This is a genomic window from Streptomyces novaecaesareae, assembly GCF_000716875.1.
Taxonomy (GTDB): Bacteria; Actinomycetota; Actinomycetes; order Streptomycetales; family Streptomycetaceae; genus Kitasatospora; species Kitasatospora novaecaesareae.
In genome coordinates this window covers 51,496-71,577 of the sequence record NZ_JNWQ01000010.1, presented here as the reverse complement: position 1 = coordinate 71,577, position 20,082 = coordinate 51,496, and the positions used below count along the sequence as shown (strand labels likewise).

The following is a 20,082-nucleotide window of genomic DNA, read 5'->3' as shown; positions in this document are numbered from 1 at the left end:
GCGCTACACGTGGAGGTGATACTGGTGTCGATCAGACGGCAGGCGGATCGATGTCGTCACAGCAGGTGTCGGCCGTCGTGGCTCCTGATGCTTGGTGCCATGTCGTCCCGAAGCGCGTCCAGGACACGTACGACATAGACCTCGGCCATGCGGTCGGACACCTCGGCCGGTGTGAGCCAGTCGACTTCGGCTGCCTCGTCCGAGAGCCGCGCTGCCCCGCTCTCCGGTCGGCAGCGGAAAACGAGGGCGACGATCCCTCGGCTCACATTCTTGTAGACGCCGGTCAACCGCTCCACGCCGACCTTGATCCCGGTCTCCTCGTGGACTTCGCGGCGCACGCCGTCCTCGATGGCCTCGTCCAGCTCCAGCACGCCACCCGGAAGCTCCCAAGCCCCGTTGTCAGCCGGACGAATCGCCAGCACCCGGCCGTCCTCCCGCGCCACCACCCCCGCGACGGACACCGAGTGAAGCGGCGGCATCCCTGCCTCCTGTTGATCTCGATCCGCGGTATCGCCCGTCACGTGGCCCGCTCGGAAAGGCGGCTGCGGGTAGGACGGAGCAGGTCGAGGACATGGGTCCAGCTGTATTTGTCGCGTCCTCCGCCGGACTTGGGCTTGTGGGGCACGTAGTCGCCGATCAGGACGCCCATCGAGCGCAGTCGGGCCAGGCTCTCCGAATAGGCCGGGTGACCGGCCTGGGCGGAGTTGACGTAGGGCTGAACGGCAACGGGGATGCCGAGCCCGTACGCCTCACAGAGGATGCCGAGGGCAAGCGTGTCGGAGATGCCGGCGGCCCACTTGTTGACGGTGTTGAACGTTGCGGGGGCCACCGCGATCGCGTCTGCCGGGGGCAGCGGCTGCGGAATGCTCGGCGTGCGCCAGGCCGAGCGGATCGGATAGCCGGTCTGGGCCTCGACCGCGCCCTGGTCTATGAAGCCGAGGGCACTGGGGGTAGCAATCACACCGACCTTCCAGCCCTCGACATGGGCAGCGGCGATCAGTTTCGCCCACACCGTCGGCTATTCCCGAAGCGCAGACGACGACATAGAGGAAAGGCTCGCGGCTCTCAGTCAAATCCGGACTCCCAACTCCTGGCAGAAACGGCGAGTTCCGGGACAGTACCGCGTCGGTCCCGCGCGGCCATGTCACCGACCAGTTCCAGCACGCTGGGACGCCGGCGAATGTCCTCAGACGCGCAGCGTTCCGCGATCCTGAGCGCTTGGTATCCCTCAATCAGCCTGCCTTGTTGGCTGTAGGCCCGTGCAGCATCCACCCGGAGTGCGGCCCGCCGCTCCGGAACGGGGATGCGGCGGCGCATCAGGGGTTGAGCGGCTTCCAATGCCACGCTTGCGACCGCCGGATGCTCCGAAAAGGCTCTTCAGCGGGCCGTAGCGATGGAGAGGGCGGCGCGAGCTCGTACGACGGTGGCCGCCGGACGACACACCGGATCGGGCCTCAGAGCGTCTGTCAGAGGTGAAGAGCGCAGGACGTGGTGGTAGCCGGCGGCGCCGCCACCGCGCAGGGATTCCAGGTAGAAGACCCGCAGGATCACCGCGAGCTCGGCCTCGGTGACGTCCACGCTGTGCCGGCTGGAGCCCTCGACCGGGCGCGCCCTGGCGATGGCCGTACCCAGCAGGCCGGCGTCCACACCGGGGAGGAGGCCGGCCTCCGCGTCCTTGCAGACGGCGCGGAGGAGGGGCAGGTCGAAGGCGCGCACGCTGATCGTGGTGTCCGGCACGCAGTCGACCACCGGTGTGACGGGCCGCTCGGCAGGGCGGTCCCGCAGGGCCCGGTAGCGCAGCAGGTCCTGCCCCAGCCCGGTGACCCGCACCGCCCACGCCGGACGGGCCCCGCTGGCGGCGAGAGCGTCGAGCTGTTCAGGGCCGGCGAACTCGCACAGCTTCGCTCCGACGAGCCGGCGGACGGTCCCGTGCTGCGCGATCCGGCGCTGCAGGGGAAGATCCCCTGTCAGCCAGCCGGAACTCTCGGCAGCGGCAGCCTCCAGCATCACCCACTCATCGTGACTCAGCGCCACAGGTCCCTCCCTTAACGTGACTACGCCGATCCTGCCACGCCGGTTGACCACAGCACTCGGATTTCACACTTCCCAGCCGGGCTCGGATTGGGGGGCCGCAACGGTGGATCCGTTGTTGCCGGCGTCTCGGTTCCGCGTGCGGCGAAGCTCTGCCGGCGCAGCACCGCCCGGGGGCGACCGAGCAGCCGACACAGCGCTCCGATCGCACCACCAACACCAAAACACAGCAAGGCAGTTAGAGAACCATGAGCACCAGCACCCGGCAGATCCCCGTCATCGACGTGCACATCATCGTCCGCACCCCCGAGGACAAGATCCTGCTGTCCCAGCGCGGCGGCCCCTACGGCTACGGCCAGTGGCACGCTCCCAGCGGCAAACTCGACCCCGGCGAGAACCTGACCGCAGCCGCCGCCCGCGAGCTCTGGGAGGAAACCGGCCTGCGCGTCGCCCCCGACGCTCTCACCCACGTGCACACCGTCCTCCACCACCCGGGCGGCGTCACCCAGCACAACTGGCCCACCGACTGATCATCCTGGGGGCGGCCCGAGGCCCGGGCCGCCCCCAGGGCAGCCTGCCCCCACCAGCAGACACGTCACGTCACAGCCGCGTCCGTCCAGCGCTTCGGTCCGCCAAGACAACGGCCCGGCTCCCCCGCCGAAGGGGAGCCGGGCCGTCGCGTCGTACGTCCGGGGATCAGCCGCCGAGCTGGATCCCGGCCATCCGCTTCCACTCGTACGGGCCGGTCTTCACCTTGAGGCCCAGCTCGCCCTCGAAGTCCTCGTGCAGGGTCAGCCCGGCCAGCTCCGCGGCCCGGCGGCCGACGGCGTAGCTGGGGGCCACCTGGTCGCCCCAGGCGCCGTCCGCGCCGACCACGACGATCCGGGTGGCCACGGCGCCGACGTACTCGACGACCGCGTCGGCGCTGCCCCCGTGCTGCCGGGCGAAGCTGGTGAGGTTCTTGGCGATGCGCTTGGCGCGGCGCTCGGTACGGGCGTCCGGCGCGGCGGCGGTGGCGGTCTCTGCGCTGCTCATGCCCGCATGCTACCCACCGGTAGACACCCTGGCGACGGGAGCGTCCTGTGCACCGGGACACATACTGGAGGAGTGACGTTCCAAGGCTGGCCGACCGAGGCGCTCGACTTCTACGAGCACCTGGAGGCCGACAACTCCAAGACCTTCTGGCAGGCCCACAAGGAGCAGTACGACGACGTCGTACGGGCCCCGATGGAGCGGCTGCTCGCCGAGCTGGAGCCGGAGTTCGGGCCGGGGAAGATCTTCCGCCCGAACCGCGACGTCCGGTTCAGCGCCGACAAGTCCCCGTACAAGACGCACATCGGCGCGCACCTGGAGGGCGGCGGCTACATCCAGCTCTCCGCCGACGGCCTGGCCTGCGGCAACGGCATGTACGTCCTCGCCCCGGACCAGCTGGAGCGCTACCGCGTCGCCGTCGCCGAGGAGGTCGGCGGCGCCGAGCTGGTGCGGGTGATCGCCCGGGTGGAGAAGGACGGCCCGCAGGTCTTCGGCCGGGACTCCCTCAAGTCGGCCCCGCGCGGCTACCCCAAGGACCACCCCCGGATCGAGCTGCTGCGCCACAAGGGCCTGGTGGCCTGGCAGGAGTGGGAGCCCGCGAAGTGGCTGGGCACCCGCACCGCCTACACCCGGATCACCGGCTTCCTGCACGCCTCCCAGCCGCTGCGGGACTGGCTGGACGGCCACGTCGGCCCCTCCGAGCTCCCCACCCGCTGAACGCGGAAGGCCCCGAACGCGAAAGGCCCCGAACGCGAAGGAGCCCCGGCCCAAAAGGACCGGGGCTCTTCCGTGCATCAAGCCGCTACTTCACGAACGGGTCGACCGCGCACACCACCATCAGCAGCGACAGGTAGGTGATCGACCAGTGGAACAGCCGCATCTCCTTGAGCTTGGCGCCCACGACCCCGGCCTTGGCCCGCGCGTACAGCGCGTGCGCCTCGCGCAGCCAGGCCGCGCCCAGCACCACCGCGGCGACCGGGTACAGCCAGCTCATGTGCCCGAGCGGCCACAGCGCCAGCGAGACCGCCACCATGACCCAGGAGTAGGCGACGACCTGCTTGCCGACCGCCACGTTGCCCTTGATGACCGGCAGCATCGGCACGCCGGCCCGCAGGTAGTCGTCGCGCACCTTCATCGACAGCACCCAGGTGTGCGGCGGCGTCCAGAAGAACACCACCAGGAAGAGCACCACGGCCGCCCAGGACACCGAGTTGGTGACGGAGGACCAGCCGACCAGCACCGGCATGCAGCCGGCGATGCCGCCCCAGACGATGTTCTGCGAGGTGCGCCGCTTGAGCCCCAGCGTGTAGACGAACACGTAGAACAGCAGCGCGCCCAGGGCCAGTCCGGAGGAGAGCCAGTTGACCCCGAAGCCCAGCAGCAGGGTCGACACGACCGCGAGCACGATGCCGAACACCAGCGCCTCGCGCGGCGACACCATCCCGGTGACGATCGGCCGCCGCTCGGTGCGCGACATCACCGCGTCGATGTCGCGGTCGATGTACATGTTGAGGGCGTTGGCGCCGCCCGCCGAGAGGTAGCCGCCGATCACGACCTTCAGCACCAGCAGCATGTTCGGCACACCCTGCTGGGCCAGGAACATCACCGGCACGGTGCTCATCAGCAGCAGCTCGATGATCCGGGGCTTGGTCAGTGCGACGAAGGCGCCGACACGGGCCCCGAGCGGCCGGTGTTGTGCAGGAGTCGCCCCGGTGACCCCGGCGGGACGGGTTTCGACGGCGGTCACTAACACCCCAACTGAAGATGAATCCTCGCAGGCGTCCACAGGAACGAAGGGTCCCGAATCGTCCGCTCTGCGCGTACCACGACACCATAGACGCTCCATACATCCCAACCGGCTCCGGGGTCCCCCGGCGAGGCGGATCGCACGCCCCGGGTGAACCGACTGGGTCAACCACCCGGCCCAAAGGGCCGGGCTTGCGGTTAACCATGTGCCTGACGAGTTGCCCCGTCAGCGGTCACCGCGTCTGACCAGCGCTCTACGGTGCGCTGGTGGGGCAGTTGACTTTGCCCCGCTGCCACGCATCAGCCGCGCGGTGGCGGATGTTGCGGGAGCCGTTGACGTCCGCGTGCATGGTCATGCCGCATGCGCGGCACGCGAACGTGGCCTGATCCACTCTGTTCTGCTTGTGGGTGTGCCAGCAGGCGGAGCACTGGCGGGAGGTGTGGGCCGGGTTGACGCGCACGACGGGTACTCCGGCGCGCTGAGCCTTGTACTCCACGAATGCTCCGAGCTGAGCGAATGCCCAGGAGTGGAGGCGGTACCGCTGGTCGTGCTTGGCCTTGACCCTCTCACGGATACCTGTCAGGTCTTCCAGGGCGATCCCGCGCGAGGTGCGTTCAGCGGTCTTGACGATGGTCTTGGATATGCAGTGGTTGGTGTCGGTGGCGAAGCGCTGCTCACGGCGGCGCAGGGCCTTCAACCGGCGCTTGGCGGACTTGGTGCGCTTGGCCTGGAGTTTGGCGACGTTGGTTCGCATGCGCTTGCGGTAGCGCTCCAGGCGGCGCCCTGACAGGACCTTTCCGTCCGAGGTAGTGGCAATGTTCACGATCCCGAGGTCCACGCCAATCCAGTCAGTGGGCTCGTATGGCGCGGGAACGGAAACATCGCAGGTCGCGAACAGGTACCAAGCTCCGTCGCGGAACAAGAGATCGGATTCGCCCTGCCGGTGATCGGCAATCATCTTCGCCGCGTCCTCGGAGCACGCGAACCGGATGCCCTTCAACCGCCCGGCAGTCGTCCAGATCGACACGGTACGTTTCGCCGCCTGCCACGAAAGGCAGCGGTCGTCGAACGCCTGCGCCGCATCCTCACGGAAGGAAATCGGCTTCGCCTCCGCCTTGTTCCTGCGCTTCGACCCCTTCAGGCCGAGATTCCCGGCTCTGACGTTCGCCTTCAACGTCGCATATGCGTCGCAAACCTTCTTCACCACCCGCACCGCCGGTTGTGCCGACAGGTCGAAATCCTCCTTGACCTGCCGGTACACCATCGACTGGAGACCGTTGCGCCGCTTCTCCCCCGTCCGGAACGCGACCTCGGAGACGTGGTTCGCCGCACGGTTGCACGCGCGCAAGGTGGCGGCGAGTGCATCGGCCTGGTAGGCCGACGGCTCCAGCTTCACCCGTACCACGATCTTCACGACCCGCACCATAGTTCAAGCAACCACAGAGATCAATACGGAGAGTCAGCACTGATCCACAGAGCGCCACGAAAGTCGGGCGCCCTAGAGGCCCAGGACCTGCCGCTCCTCGGACCGACGGCCGGTGCATCTCCTGGGAGGAGTCGGTTGAACGCACGAAGCCGCTTCGGCGCGCCCCCGCTCCCCCGTCCTGACCACCGGGGCGGCGGCGGGCCACGAAACAGGAGAGCCTTGGACAAAAGCAGTCATACCGGCCTAGTGGGAATCACCATGCGGAAATCCCGGTTGTCTCAGCACGGAGGGTGATCCCCGGCCCGGACGGTAGGCTCGCACGCAGAAGCGGGATCTACCCTCCGTGACCGGCACCACCCAGCGTCGGGCCCACAGCGCCGTGGCCGACCCGGTCCCCATTCACGGGGTCACTCTTCAATATGGAAGGAGCCCTGAGACAGGGTGAGCACTGCGCCGACGAACGCATTCGAGTGGACCGATCTGGATGAGCGCACGGTTGACACCGCGCGAGTCCTCGCGATGGACGCCGTCCAGAAGGTCGGAAACGGACACCCCGGGACGGCCATGTCGCTGGCCCCGGCTGCGTACCTGATCTTCCAGCGGTTCCTGCGCCACGACCCGACGGACCCGGCCTGGGTCGGCCGCGACCGCTTCGTCCTCTCCCCCGGACACACCAGCCTGACCCTCTACACCCAGCTGTACCTCTCGGGCTACGGCCTGGAGCTGGACGACCTCAAGGCCTTCCGGGTCGCCGGCAGCCGCACCCCCGGCCACCCCGAGCACGGCCACACCGCCGGGGTGGAGACCACCACCGGCCCGCTCGGCCAGGGCATCGCCAACGCGGTGGGCATGGCGATGGCCGCCCGCTACGAGCGCGGCCTGTTCGACCCGGAGGCCCCGGCCGGCGAGTCCCCGTTCGACCACACCATCTGGGCCATCGTCTCCGACGGGGACCTGGAGGAGGGCATCTCCGCCGAGGCCTCGTCGCTGGCCGGCCACCAGCAGCTGGGCAACCTGGTCGCCGTCTACGACGACAACCACATCTCGATCGAGGGCGACACCGAGACGGCCTTCTCCGAGGACGTCCTCAAGCGCTACGAGGCGTACGGCTGGCACGTCCAGCGCGTCACCCCGAAGGCCAACGGCGACATCGACGTGGTCGCCCTGGCCGAGGCGCTGGCCGCGGCCAAGGCCGAGACCTCCCGCCCGTCGATGATCGCGATGCGCACGATCATCGCCTGGCCGGCCCCGGACGCCCAGAACACCGCCAAGGCGCACGGTTCCGCGCTCGGCGCCGCCGAGATCGCCGCCACCAAGAAGGTCCTGGGCTTCGACCCGGAGAAGACCTTCGAGGTCAGCGACGAGGTCATCGGGCACGCCCGCGAGGTCATCAAGCGCGGCAAGGCCGCCCGCGACCAGTGGCAGCAGTCCTTCGAGGCATGGCGCGCCGCCGACCCGCAGCGCGCCGCCGAGTTCGACCGCATCGAGGCCGGCGAGCTGCCCGAGGGCTGGAAGAAGGCCATCCCCTCCTTCCCGGCCGGCAAGGACGTCGCCACCCGCAAGGCCTCCGGCGACACCCTCAAGGCGATCGGCGCGGTGATCCCGGAGCTGTGGGGCGGCTCGGCCGACCTCGCCGAGTCCAACCTCACCACCATCGACGAGGAGAGCTCCTTCCTCCCCGACGGCAACCCGCTGAAGTCGGCCTCCCCGTACGGCCGGACGATCCACTTCGGCATCCGCGAGCACGCCATGGGCTCGACCATGAACGGCATCGCACTGCACGGCAGGACCCGTGTGTACGGCGGCACCTTCCTGGTCTTCGCCGACTACATGCGCCCGGCCGTCCGCCTGGCCGCGCTGATGAAGCTGCCGGTGACGTACGTCTGGACGCACGACTCGATCGGCCTCGGCGAGGACGGCCCGACCCACCAGCCGGTCGAGCACATGGCCTCGCTGCGCGCCATCCCGGGCCTGGCCATGGTCCGCCCGGCCGACGCCAACGAGACGGCCGTCGCCTGGCGCACCATCGTCGAGCGCCACACCAGCCACCCCGGCCCGGTCGGCCTGGCCCTCACCCGCCAGGGCGTCCCGACCTTCGACCGCGAGGTCTTCGGCTCCGCCGAGGGCACCGCGAAGGGCGGCTACATCCTGGCCGAGGCCTCCACCGGGGCCCCTCAGGTGATCCTGCTCGGCACCGGCTCCGAGGTCCAGCTGGCCGTCAAGGCCCGCGAGGTCCTGGAGGCCGAGGGCATCGCGACCCGCGTGGTCTCGATGCCGTCGTTCGAGTGGTTCCAGGAGCAGGACCAGGCCTACCGCGACAGCGTGCTGCCGCCGTCGGTCAAGGCCCGGGTCTCCGTCGAGGCCGGCATCGCCCAGGGCTGGCGCGAGCTGGTCGGCGACCACGGCCGGATCGTCTCGCTGGAGCACTTCGGCGCCTCCGCCGACTACAAGGTGCTCTTCGAGGAGTTCGGCATCACCGCCGAGCGCGTGGTGGCCGAGGCCCACAACGCCCTGCGCTCCCTCGAAGCCGTCAACCGCTAGCAGTTCCCGGGCCGGGCCCGAGACCCGCACGTCGACGGCCCGGCCCCTCTGACTACCCCACGAAGCAGAAGAAGACGAAGGACTGAAGCACCATGACTGACGCACTGAAGCGCCTCAGCGACGAAGGCGTTGCGATCTGGCTGGACGACCTCAGCCGCAAGCGACTGAACTCCGGCAACCTGGCCGAGCTGGTGCAGAGCAAGCACGTGGTGGGTGTCACCACCAACCCGACCATCTTCCAGAAGGCCATCGCCGGCAGCGGCGACTCCTCCTACGACAGCCAGCTGCGCGACCTCGCCGTCCGCAAGGTCACCACCGACGAGGCGATCCGCATGATCACCACCTCGGACGTGCGCGACGCGGCCGACGTGCTGCGCCCGGTCTACGACGCCTCCAACGGCCGCGACGGCCGGGTCTCCATCGAGGTCGACCCGCGCCTGGCGCACGAGACCGCCCCCACCGTGGCCGAGGCCAAGCAGCTGTGGTGGCTGGTCGACCGCCCGAACGTCTTCATCAAGATCCCCGCCACCAAGGCCGGCCTGCCCGCGATCAGCGAGGTCATCGGCCTGGGCATCAGCGTCAACGTCACGCTGATCTTCTCGCTGGAGCGCTACAAGGCCGTCATCGACGCCTACCTGACCGGCCTGGAGGCCGCCAAGGCCAAGGGCCTGGACCTCTCCCAGATCGAGTCCGTCGCCTCCTTCTTCGTCTCCCGCGTGGACACCGAGATCGACAAGCGCCTGGACAAGATCGGCGGCGACGCCAAGAACCTGCGTTCCAAGGCCGCCCTGGCCAACGCCCGCCTCGCCTACCAGGCGTACGAGGAGGTCTTCGGCAGCGTCGACGGCAAGACCGCCGGCAACGCCCGCTGGCGCTCCCTGGAGGCCGCCGGCGCCAAGCCGCAGCGCCCGCTGTGGGCCTCCACCGGCGTCAAGGACCCGGCCCTGCCGGACACCCTGTACGTCACCGAGCTGGTCGCCCCCGGCACCGTCAACACGATGCCCGAGGCCACCCTGGACGCCACCGGCGACCACGGCGTGGTCACCGGCAACACCATCGTCCCCAACTACGCCGACGCCAAGGCCGTGCTGGACGCGATCGCCGCGGCCGGCGTGGACTACGACGACGTCGTCCAGGTCCTGGAGGACGAGGGCGTCGAGAAGTTCGAGCAGTCCTGGAACGAGCTGCTCGACACCGTCACCGCCTCGCTCGCCGCCTTCGCCGACGAGAAGTGACCCCTGCTCACAGCCAGCGCACGAAAGCGGAGCCCATCAAGTGAGCACTGATTTCCCAGAGTTGACATCGGATTCGGACACGGACGACCTCCCGCCCACCCCCGTCAACCCGCTTCGTGACCCCTCGGACCGACGGCTCCCGCGCATCGCGGGGCCGTCCGGTCTGGTCATCTTCGGGGTCACCGGCGACCTGTCCCGCAAGAAGCTGATGCCGGCCATCTACGACCTGGCCAACCGCGGTCTGCTTCCGCCGGGCTTCTCCCTCGTCGGCTTCGCCCGCCGCGAGTGGGACGACGAGGACTTCGCCAAGGAGGTCCACGACGCCGTCCGTGACCACGCCCGCACCCCGTTCCGGGAGGAGGTCTGGCAGCAGCTCGCCAAGGGCATGCGCTTCATCCACGGCACCTTCGACGACGACGAGGCCTTCGACAAGCTGCGCGAGACCATCGAGGAGCTGGACAAGGCCCAGGGCACCGGCGGCAACTTCGCCTTCTACCTGTCCGTCCCGCCGAAGTTCTTCCCGACCGTCGTCCAGCAGCTCAAGAAGCACGGCCTGGCCGACCCGCCGCAGGGCTCCTGGCGCCGCGCCGTCATCGAGAAGCCCTTCGGCCACGACCTGGAGAGCGCACAGGAGCTCAACAAGGTCGTCCACGAGGTCTTCCCCCGGGACGAGGTCTTCCGGATCGACCACTACCTGGGCAAGGAGACGGTCCAGAACATCCTGGCGCTGCGCTTCGCCAACCAGATGTTCGAGCCGATCTGGAACCGCTCGTACGTCGACCACGTGCAGATCACCATGGCCGAGGACATCGGCATCGGCGGCCGGGCCGGCTACTACGACGGCATCGGCTCCGCCCGTGACGTCATCCAGAACCACCTGCTCCAGCTGATGGCGCTCACCGCCATCGAGGAGCCGGCGTCCTTCCACCCGAAGGCACTGGTGGCCGAGAAGCTCAAGGTGCTCAGCGCCGTCAAGCTCCCGGCCGACCTCGGCCGGCACACCGTGCGCGGCCAGTACGCCTCCGGCTGGCAGGGCGGCGAGGAGGTCGCCGGCTACCTGGACGAGGACGGTATCGACCCGGAGTCCAAGACCGACACCTACGCGGCCATCAAGCTGGAGATCAACAACCGCCGCTGGGCGGGCGTCCCGTTCTACCTGCGCACCGGCAAGCGCCTGGGCCGCCGGGTCACCGAGATCGCGGTCGTCTTCCAGCGCGCCCCGTACCTGCCCTTCGACTCCTACGCGACCGAGGAGCTGGGGCAGAACGCCCTGGTCATCCGGGTCCAGCCGGACGAGGGCGTGACGGTGCGGTTCGGCTCCAAGGTGCCGGGCACCTCCTTCGAGGTCCGGGACGTCACGATGGACTTCGCCTACGGCGAGTCCTTCACCGAGTCCAGCCCGGAGGCGTACGAGCGGCTCATCCTCGACGTGCTGCTCGGCGACGCCAACCTGTTCCCGCGCCACCAGGAGGTCGAGCTCTCCTGGCAGATCCTCGACCCGATCGAGAGGTACTGGGACAGCCACGGCAAGCCCGCCCAGTACGCGGCGGGGACCTGGGGCCCCATCGAGGCGGACGAGATGCTCGCACGAGACGGCAGGAGCTGGCGCCGACCATGAAGATCGACCTCACCAAAACGACGTCCAGCAAGATCAACGCCGCGCTCATGGAGGCGCGCCGGACCAGCGGCTCCACCGCCGCCGGCATGGTGCTCACCCTGGTGATCGTGACCGACGAGGGCAGCGCCTACGACGCCCTCAAGGCCGCCAACGACGCCTCCCGCGAGCACCCGATGCGCACCCTCGCGGTGATCAAGCGCGCCGGGCGCTCGCCCCGGGCCCGCGCCGAGACCCGCCTGGACGCGGAGATCCTGGTCGGCTCGGACGCCGGCTCCGGCGAAACGGTCATCCTGCGCATGCACGGCGAACTCGCCGCGCACGCCCAGTCGGTGGTCCTGCCGCTGCTGCTGCCGGACGCCCCGGTCGTCGTCTGGTGGCCGGACAACGCGCCGCTGCACCCGGCGCAGGACCCGCTGGGCTCGCTCGCCCAGCGCCGGATCACCGACGCCGTCACCGCCGAGTCCCCGGTCGGCCAGCTCGCCCAGCGGGCCGAGAGCTACACCCCGGGCGACACCGACCTGGCCTGGACCCGGATCACCGGCTGGCGTTCGATGCTGGCCGCCGCGCTGGACCAGCGGCCGTCCCGGATCGTCTCCGCGATGGTCGAGGGCGAGTCCTACAACCCCAGCGTCGAGCTGCTCGGCCTCTGGCTGACCAACCGGCTGCACGTGCCGGTCGAGCGGGTCGTCACCGGTGGCCCAGGCATCACCGCGGTGCACCTGCGCACCAAGGACGGGGACATCACCCTGGACCGCCCGGACGGCCTGATGGGCACGCTCTCCATGCCCGGCTCGCCGGACCGCCAGGTGGCGCTCAAGCGGCGCGAGACCTCGGAGCTGATCGCCGAGGAGCTGCGCCGCCTGGACCCGGACGACATCTACGCGACGGCCGTGCGCACGCCCGTCGAGCGGCTGCACGAGCCGGCCAACGCCGAGACGGCGGCGGCCGAGCGGATCGCCCACGAGGTCACCGAGGCGGCCGTGGCCGCCCAGGACCGGGTCACTGCGGACACCGCGGACGCCGCGGAGAAGAAGCCCGCGAAGAAGGCCGCCGGCAAGCGCGCCGGCAAGGACGGCGCATGACCAACGCGACCCCGCAGCTGGTCGTCCACCGGGACAAGGAGCTGATGGCCCAGGCGGCCGCAGCCCGGCTGATCACCCGGATCGTGGACGCCCAGGCCGCCCGCGGCACCGCCTCGGTGGTGCTCACCGGCGGCCGCAACGGCAACGCCCTGCTGGCCGCAATCGCCGCCTCCCCGGCGCGCGACGCGGTCGACTGGGCGCGTCTGGACCTCTGGTGGGGCGACGAGCGCTTCGTGCCCGCCGCCGACCCGGACCGCAACGCCGTCCAGGCCCGCGCCGAGCTGCTGGACGCCGTCCCGCTCGACCCGGCGCGGGTGCACGAGATGCCCGCCTCGGACGGGGTGGACGGCTCGGACGTGGAGGCCGCCGCGGCCCGCTACGCCGAGGAGCTGGCGAAGGCGGCCGGGCCGGGCGACCGGCTCGGCGTCCCGGCCTTCGACGTGCTGCTGCTCGGGGTCGGCCCGGACACCCACGTCGCCTCGCTCTTCCCCGAGCACCCGGGCGTGCGGGAGGCCGAGCGGACGGTGGTCGGCGTGCGCGGGGCCCCCAAGCCCCCGCCGACCCGGATCTCGCTCACCCTCCCGGCGATCCGGACGGCCCGTGAGGTCTGGCTGCTGGCCGCCGGCGAGGACAAGGCGGGCGCGGTGGCGCTGGCCCTGTCCGGCCCCGGCGAGCTCCAGGCGCCCGCCTCCGGCGCGTACGGCCGCAGCCGCACCCTGTGGCTGCTGGACCGCGCCGCCGCGGAGCGGATCCCGCCGCAGCTCTACCCGCCGGCCTCCGCCTAGGAGCCCACGAGAGCCCGCGAACGCCGAAGGGCGCCACCGTCACTCGACGGTGGCGCCCTTCTCCGCTTCGTACGGCGGCTCGGCCCGGTTCCGGCGCGCCCCTTCGGCTCGCCCGCGCCGGCCGCTCGCCCGCGCTGTCAGATCTCGCCGCGCAGCTTCGCCAGAGCCTCGGCCAGGATCGCCTCGCCGTCCGCGTCGGTGCGCCGCTCACGGACGTAGGCGAGGTGCGTCTTGTAGGGCTCGTTGCGCGAGGGCGCCGGCGGGTTGTGCTGGTCCTGCCCGGCCGGGAAGCCGCAGCGCGGGCAGTCCCAGGTGTCCGGGATCGCCGCTTCGGCGGCGAAGCTCGGCCGGGTCTCGTGCTTGTTCGCGCACCAGAAGGAGATCCGGTTGCGCGGGGCGGACTCGCCGCGCTCCGCCTCGCCCATCGGGCCGGCCCCGACCCTGCTGCCACGGATGGCGTTGCCACTTGCCACGGTCTGACTCCCTGCGTACTGGTGCGCCGACCCGCCGCGGTGCGCGTCGGTGGCGAAAGTCGTCCTAGTGTAAGCAGGAGTTAAGCCACCGCCACCATCGCCTCCGCCCCCGACCGTCCCAGGATAGGCGCTCGGGCGACGGGGCGTCAGGCTTGTGTCAGCCCTTGTACTTCAGCAGCAGGCCGAGCACGATGATGCAGGCGAACCAGCCCAGGCCGACCACGATGGTGATGCGGTCCAGGTTGCGCTCGGCCACCGCGGAGCCACCGCCGGTGGACATCGCGCCACCGCCGAACATGTCCGACAGGCCGCCGCCCTTCCCCTTGTGCAGCAGCACCAGCAGGATCATCAGCAGACTGAAGATGATCAGGGCAATCGAGAACCCGAGAACCACGACGGGACCAACTCTCTCGTATCTTCGGCGAAGGGGCCGGGCCGCGTACGGCGGTCCGGCCCCAAAGCCTACGTTGCTGCGGCGGCGTTAGCCTACTGCCTGCTCACGGTAGCGCACGATCTTGACGAACTCGTCGGCGTCCAGCGAGGCGCCGCCGATCAGGCCGCCGTCGACATCGGGCTTGGCCATCAGGCCGGCCGCGCTCGACGACTTGACCGAACCGCCGTACAGCACACGGACCTTGTCGGCCAGCTCGGCGTCGTACAGCTCGGCGATCCGCTTGCGGATGGCGGCGCAGACCTCCTGCGCGTCCTCCGGGGTGGCCACCTCGCCGGTGCCGATCGCCCAGACCGGCTCGTAGGCGACGACGACGGTCTCGGCCTGGTGCGCCGGGACGTCCGCCAGGGCTCCGTCCAGCTGCGCCAGGGTGTACTCGACGTGGGTGCCGGCCTTGCGGATGTCCAGTGGCTCGCCGATGCACAGGATCGGGGTGATCCCGGCCCGGTAGGCGGCCTTCACCTTGGCGTTGACGATCTCCTCGTCCTCGCCGTGGTACTGGCGGCGCTCCGAGTGGCCGATCACCGCGTAGGTGCACTTGAGCTTGGCCAGCATCGGGCCGGAGACCTCGCCGGTGTAGGCACCGGAGTCGTGCCGCGAGATGTCCTGCGAGCCGTACTTGATCTTCAGCTTGTCGCCGTCGACCAGGGTCTGCACCGACCGCAGGTCGGTGAACGGCACCAGGACGGCGACCTCGACGGCCTCGTAGTCCTTGTCGGCCAGCGCGAAGGCCAGCTTCTGGGTGTGCTGGATGGCCTCAAGGTGGTTGAGGTTCATCTTCCAGTTGCCCGCCATCAGCGGGAGACGCTCAGTCATGCTTTCAGCCTTCCAGGGCGGCGAGACCGGGGAGGGTCTTGCCCTCCAGGTACTCGAGGCTCGCGCCACCGCCGGTCGAGATGTGTCCAAAGGCGTTCTCGTCGAAGCCGAGGATGCGGACGGCCGCGGCGGAGTCGCCGCCGCCGACCACGGTGAACGCGTCGCTGTCGACCAGGGCCTGGGCGACGGCCTTGGTGCCCTCGGCGAAGGTCGGGTGCTCGAAGACGCCCACCGGGCCGTTCCAGAACACCGTCTTGGCGTCGGCCAGCTTCGAGGCGAACAGCTCGCGGGTCTTCGGGCCGATGTCCAGGCCCTCCTTGTCGGCGGGGATCTTGTCCGCGTCGACGACCTCGAAGTCCTGCACCGGCGCGTGGGTCTTGGTGTCGGGGAAGGACGCGGAGACCGCGACGTCCACCGGCAGAACGAACTCGACGCCGTTCCGCTTCGCCCGCTCCAGGTACTCCAGGACGGTGTCGACCTGGTCCTTCTGCAGCAGCGAGATGCCGACCTCGTTGCCCAGCGCGTACAGGAAGGTGTACGCCATGCCGCCGCCGATCAGGATGCGGTCGGCCTTGCCGAGCAGGTTGTCGATCACGCCGACCTTGTCGGAGACCTTGGAGCCGCCGAGCACGACCACGTACGGGCGCTCGACCTCCTCGGTGAGGCGCTTGAGCACCGACACCTCGGTGGCGATCAGGTCGCCGACGGCGTGCGGCAGCAGGCCGGGCAGGTCGTAGACCGAGGCGTGCTTGCGGTGCACGGCGCCGAAGCCGTCGCCGACGTACAGGTCGGCGAAGGCGGCCAGCTGCTCGGCGAAGGCCTTGCGCTCGGCGTCGTCCTTGCTGGTCTCACCGGCGTTGAAGCGCAGGTTCTCCAGCAGCGCGACCTCGCCGTCGGCCAGCGCGGCCACGGCGTCCCGGGCGCTCTGGCCCACGGTGTCGGCGGCGAAGGCGACCGGCCTGCCGAGGATCTCACCGAGGCGGGCGGCCACCGGCGCGAGGGAGAACTGCGGGTCCGGCTCGCCCTTGGGACGGCCGAGGTGCGAGGCGACGACGACCTTGGCGCCGCGCTCGACGAGCTTGGCGATGGTCGGGGCGACGGCGCGGATCCGGCCGTCGTCGGTGATCCTGCCGTCCGACAGCGGAACGTTCAGGTCGGCGCGGACGAACACGCGCTTGCCGGCGACTTCGAGGTCTTCGATGGTCTTCACGGGGATTCGGTTCTCCTGGGGAGATGGTTGATGCGCAGAGGCGGCACGGCGCAGGGGCCGCCTGGAAAGTACTGGAAGCGCGGAACGAGGGCCCGGTCGGCGGTGCGCCGTCCGGGCCCTCGCCCCTACATCACGTCAGCTCCCACTGCGTCAGAGCTGCCCACCGACGAGGGTGACCAGGTCGACGACGCGGTTCGAGTAGCCCCACTCGTTGTCGTACCAGCCGAGCACCTTGACCTGGTTGCCCTGGACCATGGTGAGCTGGCTGTCGAAGATGCAGGAGGCCGGGTCGTTGACGATGTCCGACGACACGATCGGGTCCTCGGTGTAGGCCAGGATGCCCTTGAGCGGGCCCTCCTGGGCGGCCTTCTGGAAGGCCGCGTTGACCTCGTCCTTGGTGACGTCGCGCTCCAGGGTGACGACCAGGTCCGTGATGGAGCCGGTCGGGACCGGGACGCGCAGCGAGGTGCCGTCCAGCTTGCCCTTCAGCTCCGGCAGGACCAGGGCGGTCGCCTTGGCGGCACCGGTCGAGGTCGGGATGATGTTCTGCGAGGCCGCACGAGCACGGCGCAGGTCCTTGTGCGGGAAGTCCAGGGTCACCTGGTCGTTGGTGAACGCGTGGACGGTGGTCATCAGACCCTTGACGATGCCGAAGCTCTCGTTCAGCACCTTGGCCATCGGCGCCACGCAGTTGGTGGTGCAGGAGGCGTTGGAGATGATGTGGTGGTTGGCGGCGTCGTACTTCTCGTCGTTGACACCCAGGACGATGGTGACGTCCTCGTCGGTGGCGGGCGCCGAGATGATGACCTTCTTCGCGCCGGCGGCGAGGTGCTTCTTCGCGGCCTCGGCCTTGGTGAAGATGCCGGTGGACTCGACGACGATGTCGGCGCCCAGGGCGGCCCACGGAAGGTTGGCCGGGTCACGCTCGGCGGTCACCTTGAAGGTGTGGCCGTCGACGGTGATGCTGTCCTCGGTGTGCGAGACCTCGCCCGGGAAGGTACCCAGGGTGGTGTCGTACTTGAGCAGGTGAGCCAGGGTCTTCGTGTCGGTGAGGTCGTTGACACCGACGATCTCGATGTCCGCGCCCTGGGCCTTGACCGCGCGGAAGAAGTTGCGGCCGATGCGGCCGAAGCCGTTGATGCCTACCCGGATCGTCACGAACCGATCTCCTCGTTAGGTACGCCGGGCCGGAGCCCGACGGGGGTGAGATTTGGGAAGTCCCCGACCGCCTATGACCCTACCCCTCCGTGGCCTGGGAGGGCACATCGCGCCACCTCGTGAGACGTGGCGTGGCGCCCTTGAAACCCGCTTTCGGGCCGTCCGGCCCTGGTTCGGCAGGCAGTTGGTCCCGGGACCATTGGTCTCTACCAATTCGGGCTGCCGGCGCCTTCGGATGCCCGTCCGGAAACGACGGCGGCCGGCGCCCGGAATCCGGGCGCCGGCCTGTTACTCGCCCTCTCGCCCGGGCCGAGTGCTCGGGGCGGCCATCACGGACCGTGAGCGTCAGTTCATCGCCATCTCGTCGGTCAGGCTGGCCTCGGTGCTCGGCAGGCCGAGCTCGGAGGCGCGCTTGTCGGCCATCGCCAGCAGGCGGCGGATCCGGCCGGCCACCGCGTCCTTGGTCAGCGGCGGGTCGGCGAGCGCGCCCAGCTCCTCCAGCGAGGCCTGCTTGTGCTGCATCCGCAGCTGGCCGGCCGCGGCCAGGTGCTCGGGCACCTCTTCGCCGAGGATCTCCAGCGCGCGCTGCACCCGGGCGCCGGCCGCCACCGCGGCGCGGGCCGAGCGGCGCAGGTTGGCGTCGTCGAAGTTGGCGAGCCGGTTGGCGGTGGCCCGCACCTCGCGCCGCATCCGGCGCTCCTCCCAGGCGAGCACCGACTCGTGCGCGCCCAGGCGGGTCAGCAGCGCACCGATCGCGTCACCGTCGCGGATGACGACTCGGTCCACCCCGCGCACCTCGCGGGCCTTGGCCGGGATGCCGAGCCGGCGGGCCGCGCCGACCAGGGCCAGCGCCGCCTCGGAGCCGGGGCAGGTGATCTCCAGGGAGGAGGAGCGGCCCGGCTCGGTGAGCGAGCCGTGCGCCAGGAAGGCCCCGCGCCAGGCCGCCTCGGCGTCGCAGGTGGCACCGGAGACGACCGCCGGGGGCAGACCGCGGATCGGGCGGCCCCGCCCGTCGACCAGTCCGGTCTGGCGGGCGAGCAGCTCGCCGTCCTTGACGACGCGGACCACGAAGCGGCTGCCGCGGCGCAGCCCGCCCGGGGCCATCACCACGAGGTCGGAGGAGTGCCCGAAGATCTCCAGGAGGTCCTTGCGCAGCCGCCGGGCCGCCGACCCGGTGTCCAGCTCGGCCTCGATCACGATGCGGCCGCTCACGATGTGCAGTCCGCCCGCGAACCGCAGGATCGCCGACACCTCCGCCTTGCGACAGCAGGCCCTGGTGACCGGGAGCCGGCTGATCTCGTCCTTAACCGCTGGAGTCATCGCCATGGCCCGATCCTTCCATGTGTCCGGAAAATCCGGTCGTACGCTGCCGCCAACAGCTCGGGGTCGTGTCGCGGCGTGCCGTCGGTGCGGGCCACCGAGCCGAGCACCAGGGCGGCGCCCATCCGCTCGGCGGCCTTCTCCAGACCGGCGAGGTCCGCCTGGCCGAAGGCGCCGCCGGTGACGGCGCGCTCGTCCACCAGGATCGCATCCACCGCGAGCTCCGGGGCGTGGTCGGCGATGACCTCCAGGTGGCGCTGCGGGGTGAAGCCCTCGGTCTCGCCGGGCTGGGGGGCCAGGTTCAGGGTGAGCAGGCGGCGGGCGCGGGTCTCGGTGAGCGCCTTGGCCAGCTCGGGCACCAGCAGGTGCGGCAGCACGCTGGTGAACCAGGAGCCGGGGCCGAGCACCACCCAGTCCGCCTCCCGGACGGCGGTGACCGCCTCCGGGACGGCCGGCGGCTCGTCCGGCAGCAGCCGGATCGACTGCACGGTGCCCGGGGTCACCGCGACGTTGGCCTGGCCGCGGACCGCCGACACCGTACCGGGGTGCGCCGGGTCGTGGCCGCGGACGGTCGCCTCGATGTCCAGCGGCACCGCCGACATCGGCAGCACCCGGCCCTGGACGTTGAGCAGCCGGGCGACCCACTCCAGGGCCGCCACCGGGTCGCCCAGCTTCTCCCAGAGCGCGACGATCAGCAGGTTGCCGACGGCGTGGCCGCCGAGCTCGCCGTTGCCGGTGAAGCGCTGCTGGATCACCTCGGACCAGGTGCGGCCCCATTCGTCGTCCCCGCACAGCGCGGCCAGCGCCTTGCGCAGGTCGCCCGGGGGCAGCACGCCCAGCTCGGTGCGCAGCCGCCCGCTGGAGCCGCCGTCGTCGGCGACGGTGACCACGGCGGTCAGGTCGCTGGTGAGCCGGCGCAGCGCGGACAGCGAGGCCGACAGGCCCTGGCCGCCGCCGAGCGCGGTGATCCGCGGGGCCGGGTTCGACCTGGCGGGGCTGCTGCGCGGACGGCTCGGCGCCAAGGGCCGGGCCGGGCTGCCCGCCCGGTCACCGGTCCTGTTCTGCGGCTGCCGCCCGGGCACGTATCCCGCCACACTCACCTCGCGTTCCTCCGGCCCGCCGCTCGCTCCGCCGGCGGGCCCGGCAGGGAATGCGGC

Annotated in this window: 19 protein-coding genes and 2 pseudogenes; 7 read left to right on the top strand and 14 right to left on the bottom strand. The window is 70.6% G+C overall.

The window, feature by feature from the left end; genetic code table 11:
• Window positions 1–56: 56 nt before the first annotated feature.
• The 4 genes and pseudogenes from OP86_RS05925 to OP86_RS05915 all read right to left on the bottom strand — a co-directional run bounded on the left by OP86_RS05925 (window position 57) and on the right by OP86_RS05915 (window position 2,034).
• On the bottom strand, window positions 57–479 hold the full coding sequence (locus OP86_RS05925) for an NUDIX hydrolase (protein WP_051829727.1): 423 nt from the start codon (window positions 477–479) through the stop codon (window positions 57–59).
• A 38-nt stretch (window positions 480–517) separates the two neighbouring features.
• Window positions 518–1,073 (bottom strand): annotated as a pseudogene (locus tag OP86_RS32780) (flavoprotein).
• Window positions 1,070–1,350: pseudogene (locus OP86_RS37785) on the bottom strand (helix-turn-helix domain-containing protein); the annotation flags it as partial. The pseudogenes OP86_RS32780 and OP86_RS37785, both read right to left, overlap by 4 nt.
• A 27-nt stretch (window positions 1,351–1,377) precedes the next feature.
• Window positions 1,378–2,034 carry a hypothetical protein gene (locus OP86_RS05915; protein WP_030055952.1) on the bottom strand — a complete coding sequence of 219 codons (657 nt, stop codon included), beginning with the start codon at window positions 2,032–2,034 and terminating at the stop codon, window positions 1,378–1,380.
• Window positions 2,035–2,279: 245 nt separating this feature from the next.
• Between OP86_RS05915 and OP86_RS05910 the strand changes: the two genes are divergently transcribed.
• Entirely contained in the window at window positions 2,280–2,561 is a 282-nt protein-coding gene (locus tag OP86_RS05910) for an NUDIX domain-containing protein (RefSeq protein WP_051829726.1), read from the top strand.
• Between the two features lie 166 nt (window positions 2,562–2,727).
• On the opposite strand, the gene OP86_RS05905 is transcribed toward OP86_RS05910, so the two are convergent.
• A complete protein-coding gene (locus tag OP86_RS05905) occupies window positions 2,728–3,066 on the bottom strand; it encodes a hypothetical protein (protein WP_030055954.1) in 339 nt (112 codons plus the stop codon).
• A 72-nt stretch (window positions 3,067–3,138) separates the two neighbouring features.
• Here OP86_RS05905 and OP86_RS05900 point away from each other — a divergent pair, with 72 nt between their 5' ends.
• Window positions 3,139–3,780 (top strand): DUF2461 domain-containing protein, encoded by a 642-nt coding sequence (locus OP86_RS05900; RefSeq protein WP_030256070.1) that lies wholly within the window; start codon window positions 3,139–3,141, stop codon window positions 3,778–3,780.
• A gap of 85 nt (window positions 3,781–3,865) precedes the next feature.
• On the opposite strand, the gene OP86_RS05895 is transcribed toward OP86_RS05900, so the two are convergent.
• Window positions 3,866–4,816: a heme o synthase gene (locus OP86_RS05895; protein WP_030055956.1), complete on the bottom strand. Its 951-nt coding sequence runs from the start codon at window positions 4,814–4,816 to the stop codon at window positions 3,866–3,868.
• A gap of 247 nt (window positions 4,817–5,063) precedes the next feature.
• Window positions 5,064–6,224, bottom strand: a complete 1,161-nt coding sequence (locus OP86_RS05890; RefSeq protein ID WP_051829735.1) for an RNA-guided endonuclease InsQ/TnpB family protein — start codon at window positions 6,222–6,224, stop codon at window positions 5,064–5,066.
• Window positions 6,225–6,677: 453 nt separating this feature from the next.
• Between OP86_RS05890 and tkt the strand changes: the two genes are divergently transcribed.
• From tkt to pgl, 5 genes are all read left to right on the top strand, one after another.
• On the top strand, window positions 6,678–8,777 hold the full coding sequence (gene tkt, locus OP86_RS05885) for a transketolase (RefSeq protein WP_030055958.1): 2,100 nt from the start codon (window positions 6,678–6,680) through the stop codon (window positions 8,775–8,777).
• 92 nt (window positions 8,778–8,869) lie between these two features.
• Window positions 8,870–10,012, top strand: a complete 1,143-nt coding sequence (tal, locus tag OP86_RS05880; RefSeq protein ID WP_030055959.1) for a transaldolase — start codon at window positions 8,870–8,872, stop codon at window positions 10,010–10,012.
• Between the two features lie 61 nt (window positions 10,013–10,073).
• Window positions 10,074–11,630 (top strand): glucose-6-phosphate dehydrogenase, encoded by a 1,557-nt coding sequence (gene zwf / locus OP86_RS05875; RefSeq protein WP_030055960.1) that lies wholly within the window; start codon window positions 10,074–10,076, stop codon window positions 11,628–11,630.
• The gene (opcA, locus tag OP86_RS05870) at window positions 11,627–12,712 is read left to right on the top strand and encodes a glucose-6-phosphate dehydrogenase assembly protein OpcA (protein WP_030055961.1); all 1,086 of its coding nucleotides are present in this window, start codon (window positions 11,627–11,629) and stop codon (window positions 12,710–12,712) included. The genes zwf and opcA overlap by 4 nt, the downstream gene beginning before the upstream one ends.
• On the top strand, window positions 12,709–13,497 hold the full coding sequence (pgl, locus tag OP86_RS05865) for a 6-phosphogluconolactonase (RefSeq protein WP_030256063.1): 789 nt from the start codon (window positions 12,709–12,711) through the stop codon (window positions 13,495–13,497). Before opcA ends, pgl begins: the two co-directional genes overlap by 4 nt.
• A gap of 137 nt (window positions 13,498–13,634) precedes the next feature.
• Here the strand turns inward: pgl and OP86_RS05860 are convergent, their stop codons facing one another.
• The 7 genes from OP86_RS05860 to OP86_RS05830 all read right to left on the bottom strand — a co-directional run bounded on the left by OP86_RS05860 (window position 13,635) and on the right by OP86_RS05830 (window position 20,019).
• Entirely contained in the window at window positions 13,635–13,922 is a 288-nt protein-coding gene (locus OP86_RS05860) for an RNA polymerase-binding protein RbpA (protein WP_030238413.1), read from the bottom strand.
• A 205-nt stretch (window positions 13,923–14,127) separates the two neighbouring features.
• Window positions 14,128–14,364, bottom strand: a complete 237-nt coding sequence (gene secG, locus OP86_RS05855; protein WP_030055964.1) for a preprotein translocase subunit SecG — start codon at window positions 14,362–14,364, stop codon at window positions 14,128–14,130.
• Between the two features lie 87 nt (window positions 14,365–14,451).
• Entirely contained in the window at window positions 14,452–15,237 is a 786-nt protein-coding gene (gene tpiA, locus OP86_RS05850; protein WP_030055965.1) for a triose-phosphate isomerase, read from the bottom strand.
• Between the two features lie 4 nt (window positions 15,238–15,241).
• Window positions 15,242–16,447 (bottom strand): phosphoglycerate kinase, encoded by a 1,206-nt coding sequence (locus OP86_RS05845; RefSeq protein ID WP_030055966.1) that lies wholly within the window; start codon window positions 16,445–16,447, stop codon window positions 15,242–15,244.
• 150 nt (window positions 16,448–16,597) lie between these two features.
• Window positions 16,598–17,605, bottom strand: coding sequence for a type I glyceraldehyde-3-phosphate dehydrogenase (gene gap, locus OP86_RS05840; RefSeq protein ID WP_030055967.1), 1,008 nt, complete (start codon window positions 17,603–17,605; stop codon window positions 16,598–16,600).
• A gap of 345 nt (window positions 17,606–17,950) precedes the next feature.
• Entirely contained in the window at window positions 17,951–18,931 is a 981-nt protein-coding gene (whiA, locus tag OP86_RS05835; protein WP_030055968.1) for a DNA-binding protein WhiA, read from the bottom strand.
• Window positions 18,922–20,019, bottom strand: coding sequence for a gluconeogenesis factor YvcK family protein (locus OP86_RS05830; RefSeq protein ID WP_030256057.1), 1,098 nt, complete (start codon window positions 20,017–20,019; stop codon window positions 18,922–18,924). The genes whiA and OP86_RS05830 overlap by 10 nt, the downstream gene beginning before the upstream one ends.
• Window positions 20,020–20,082 lie beyond the last annotated feature (63 nt).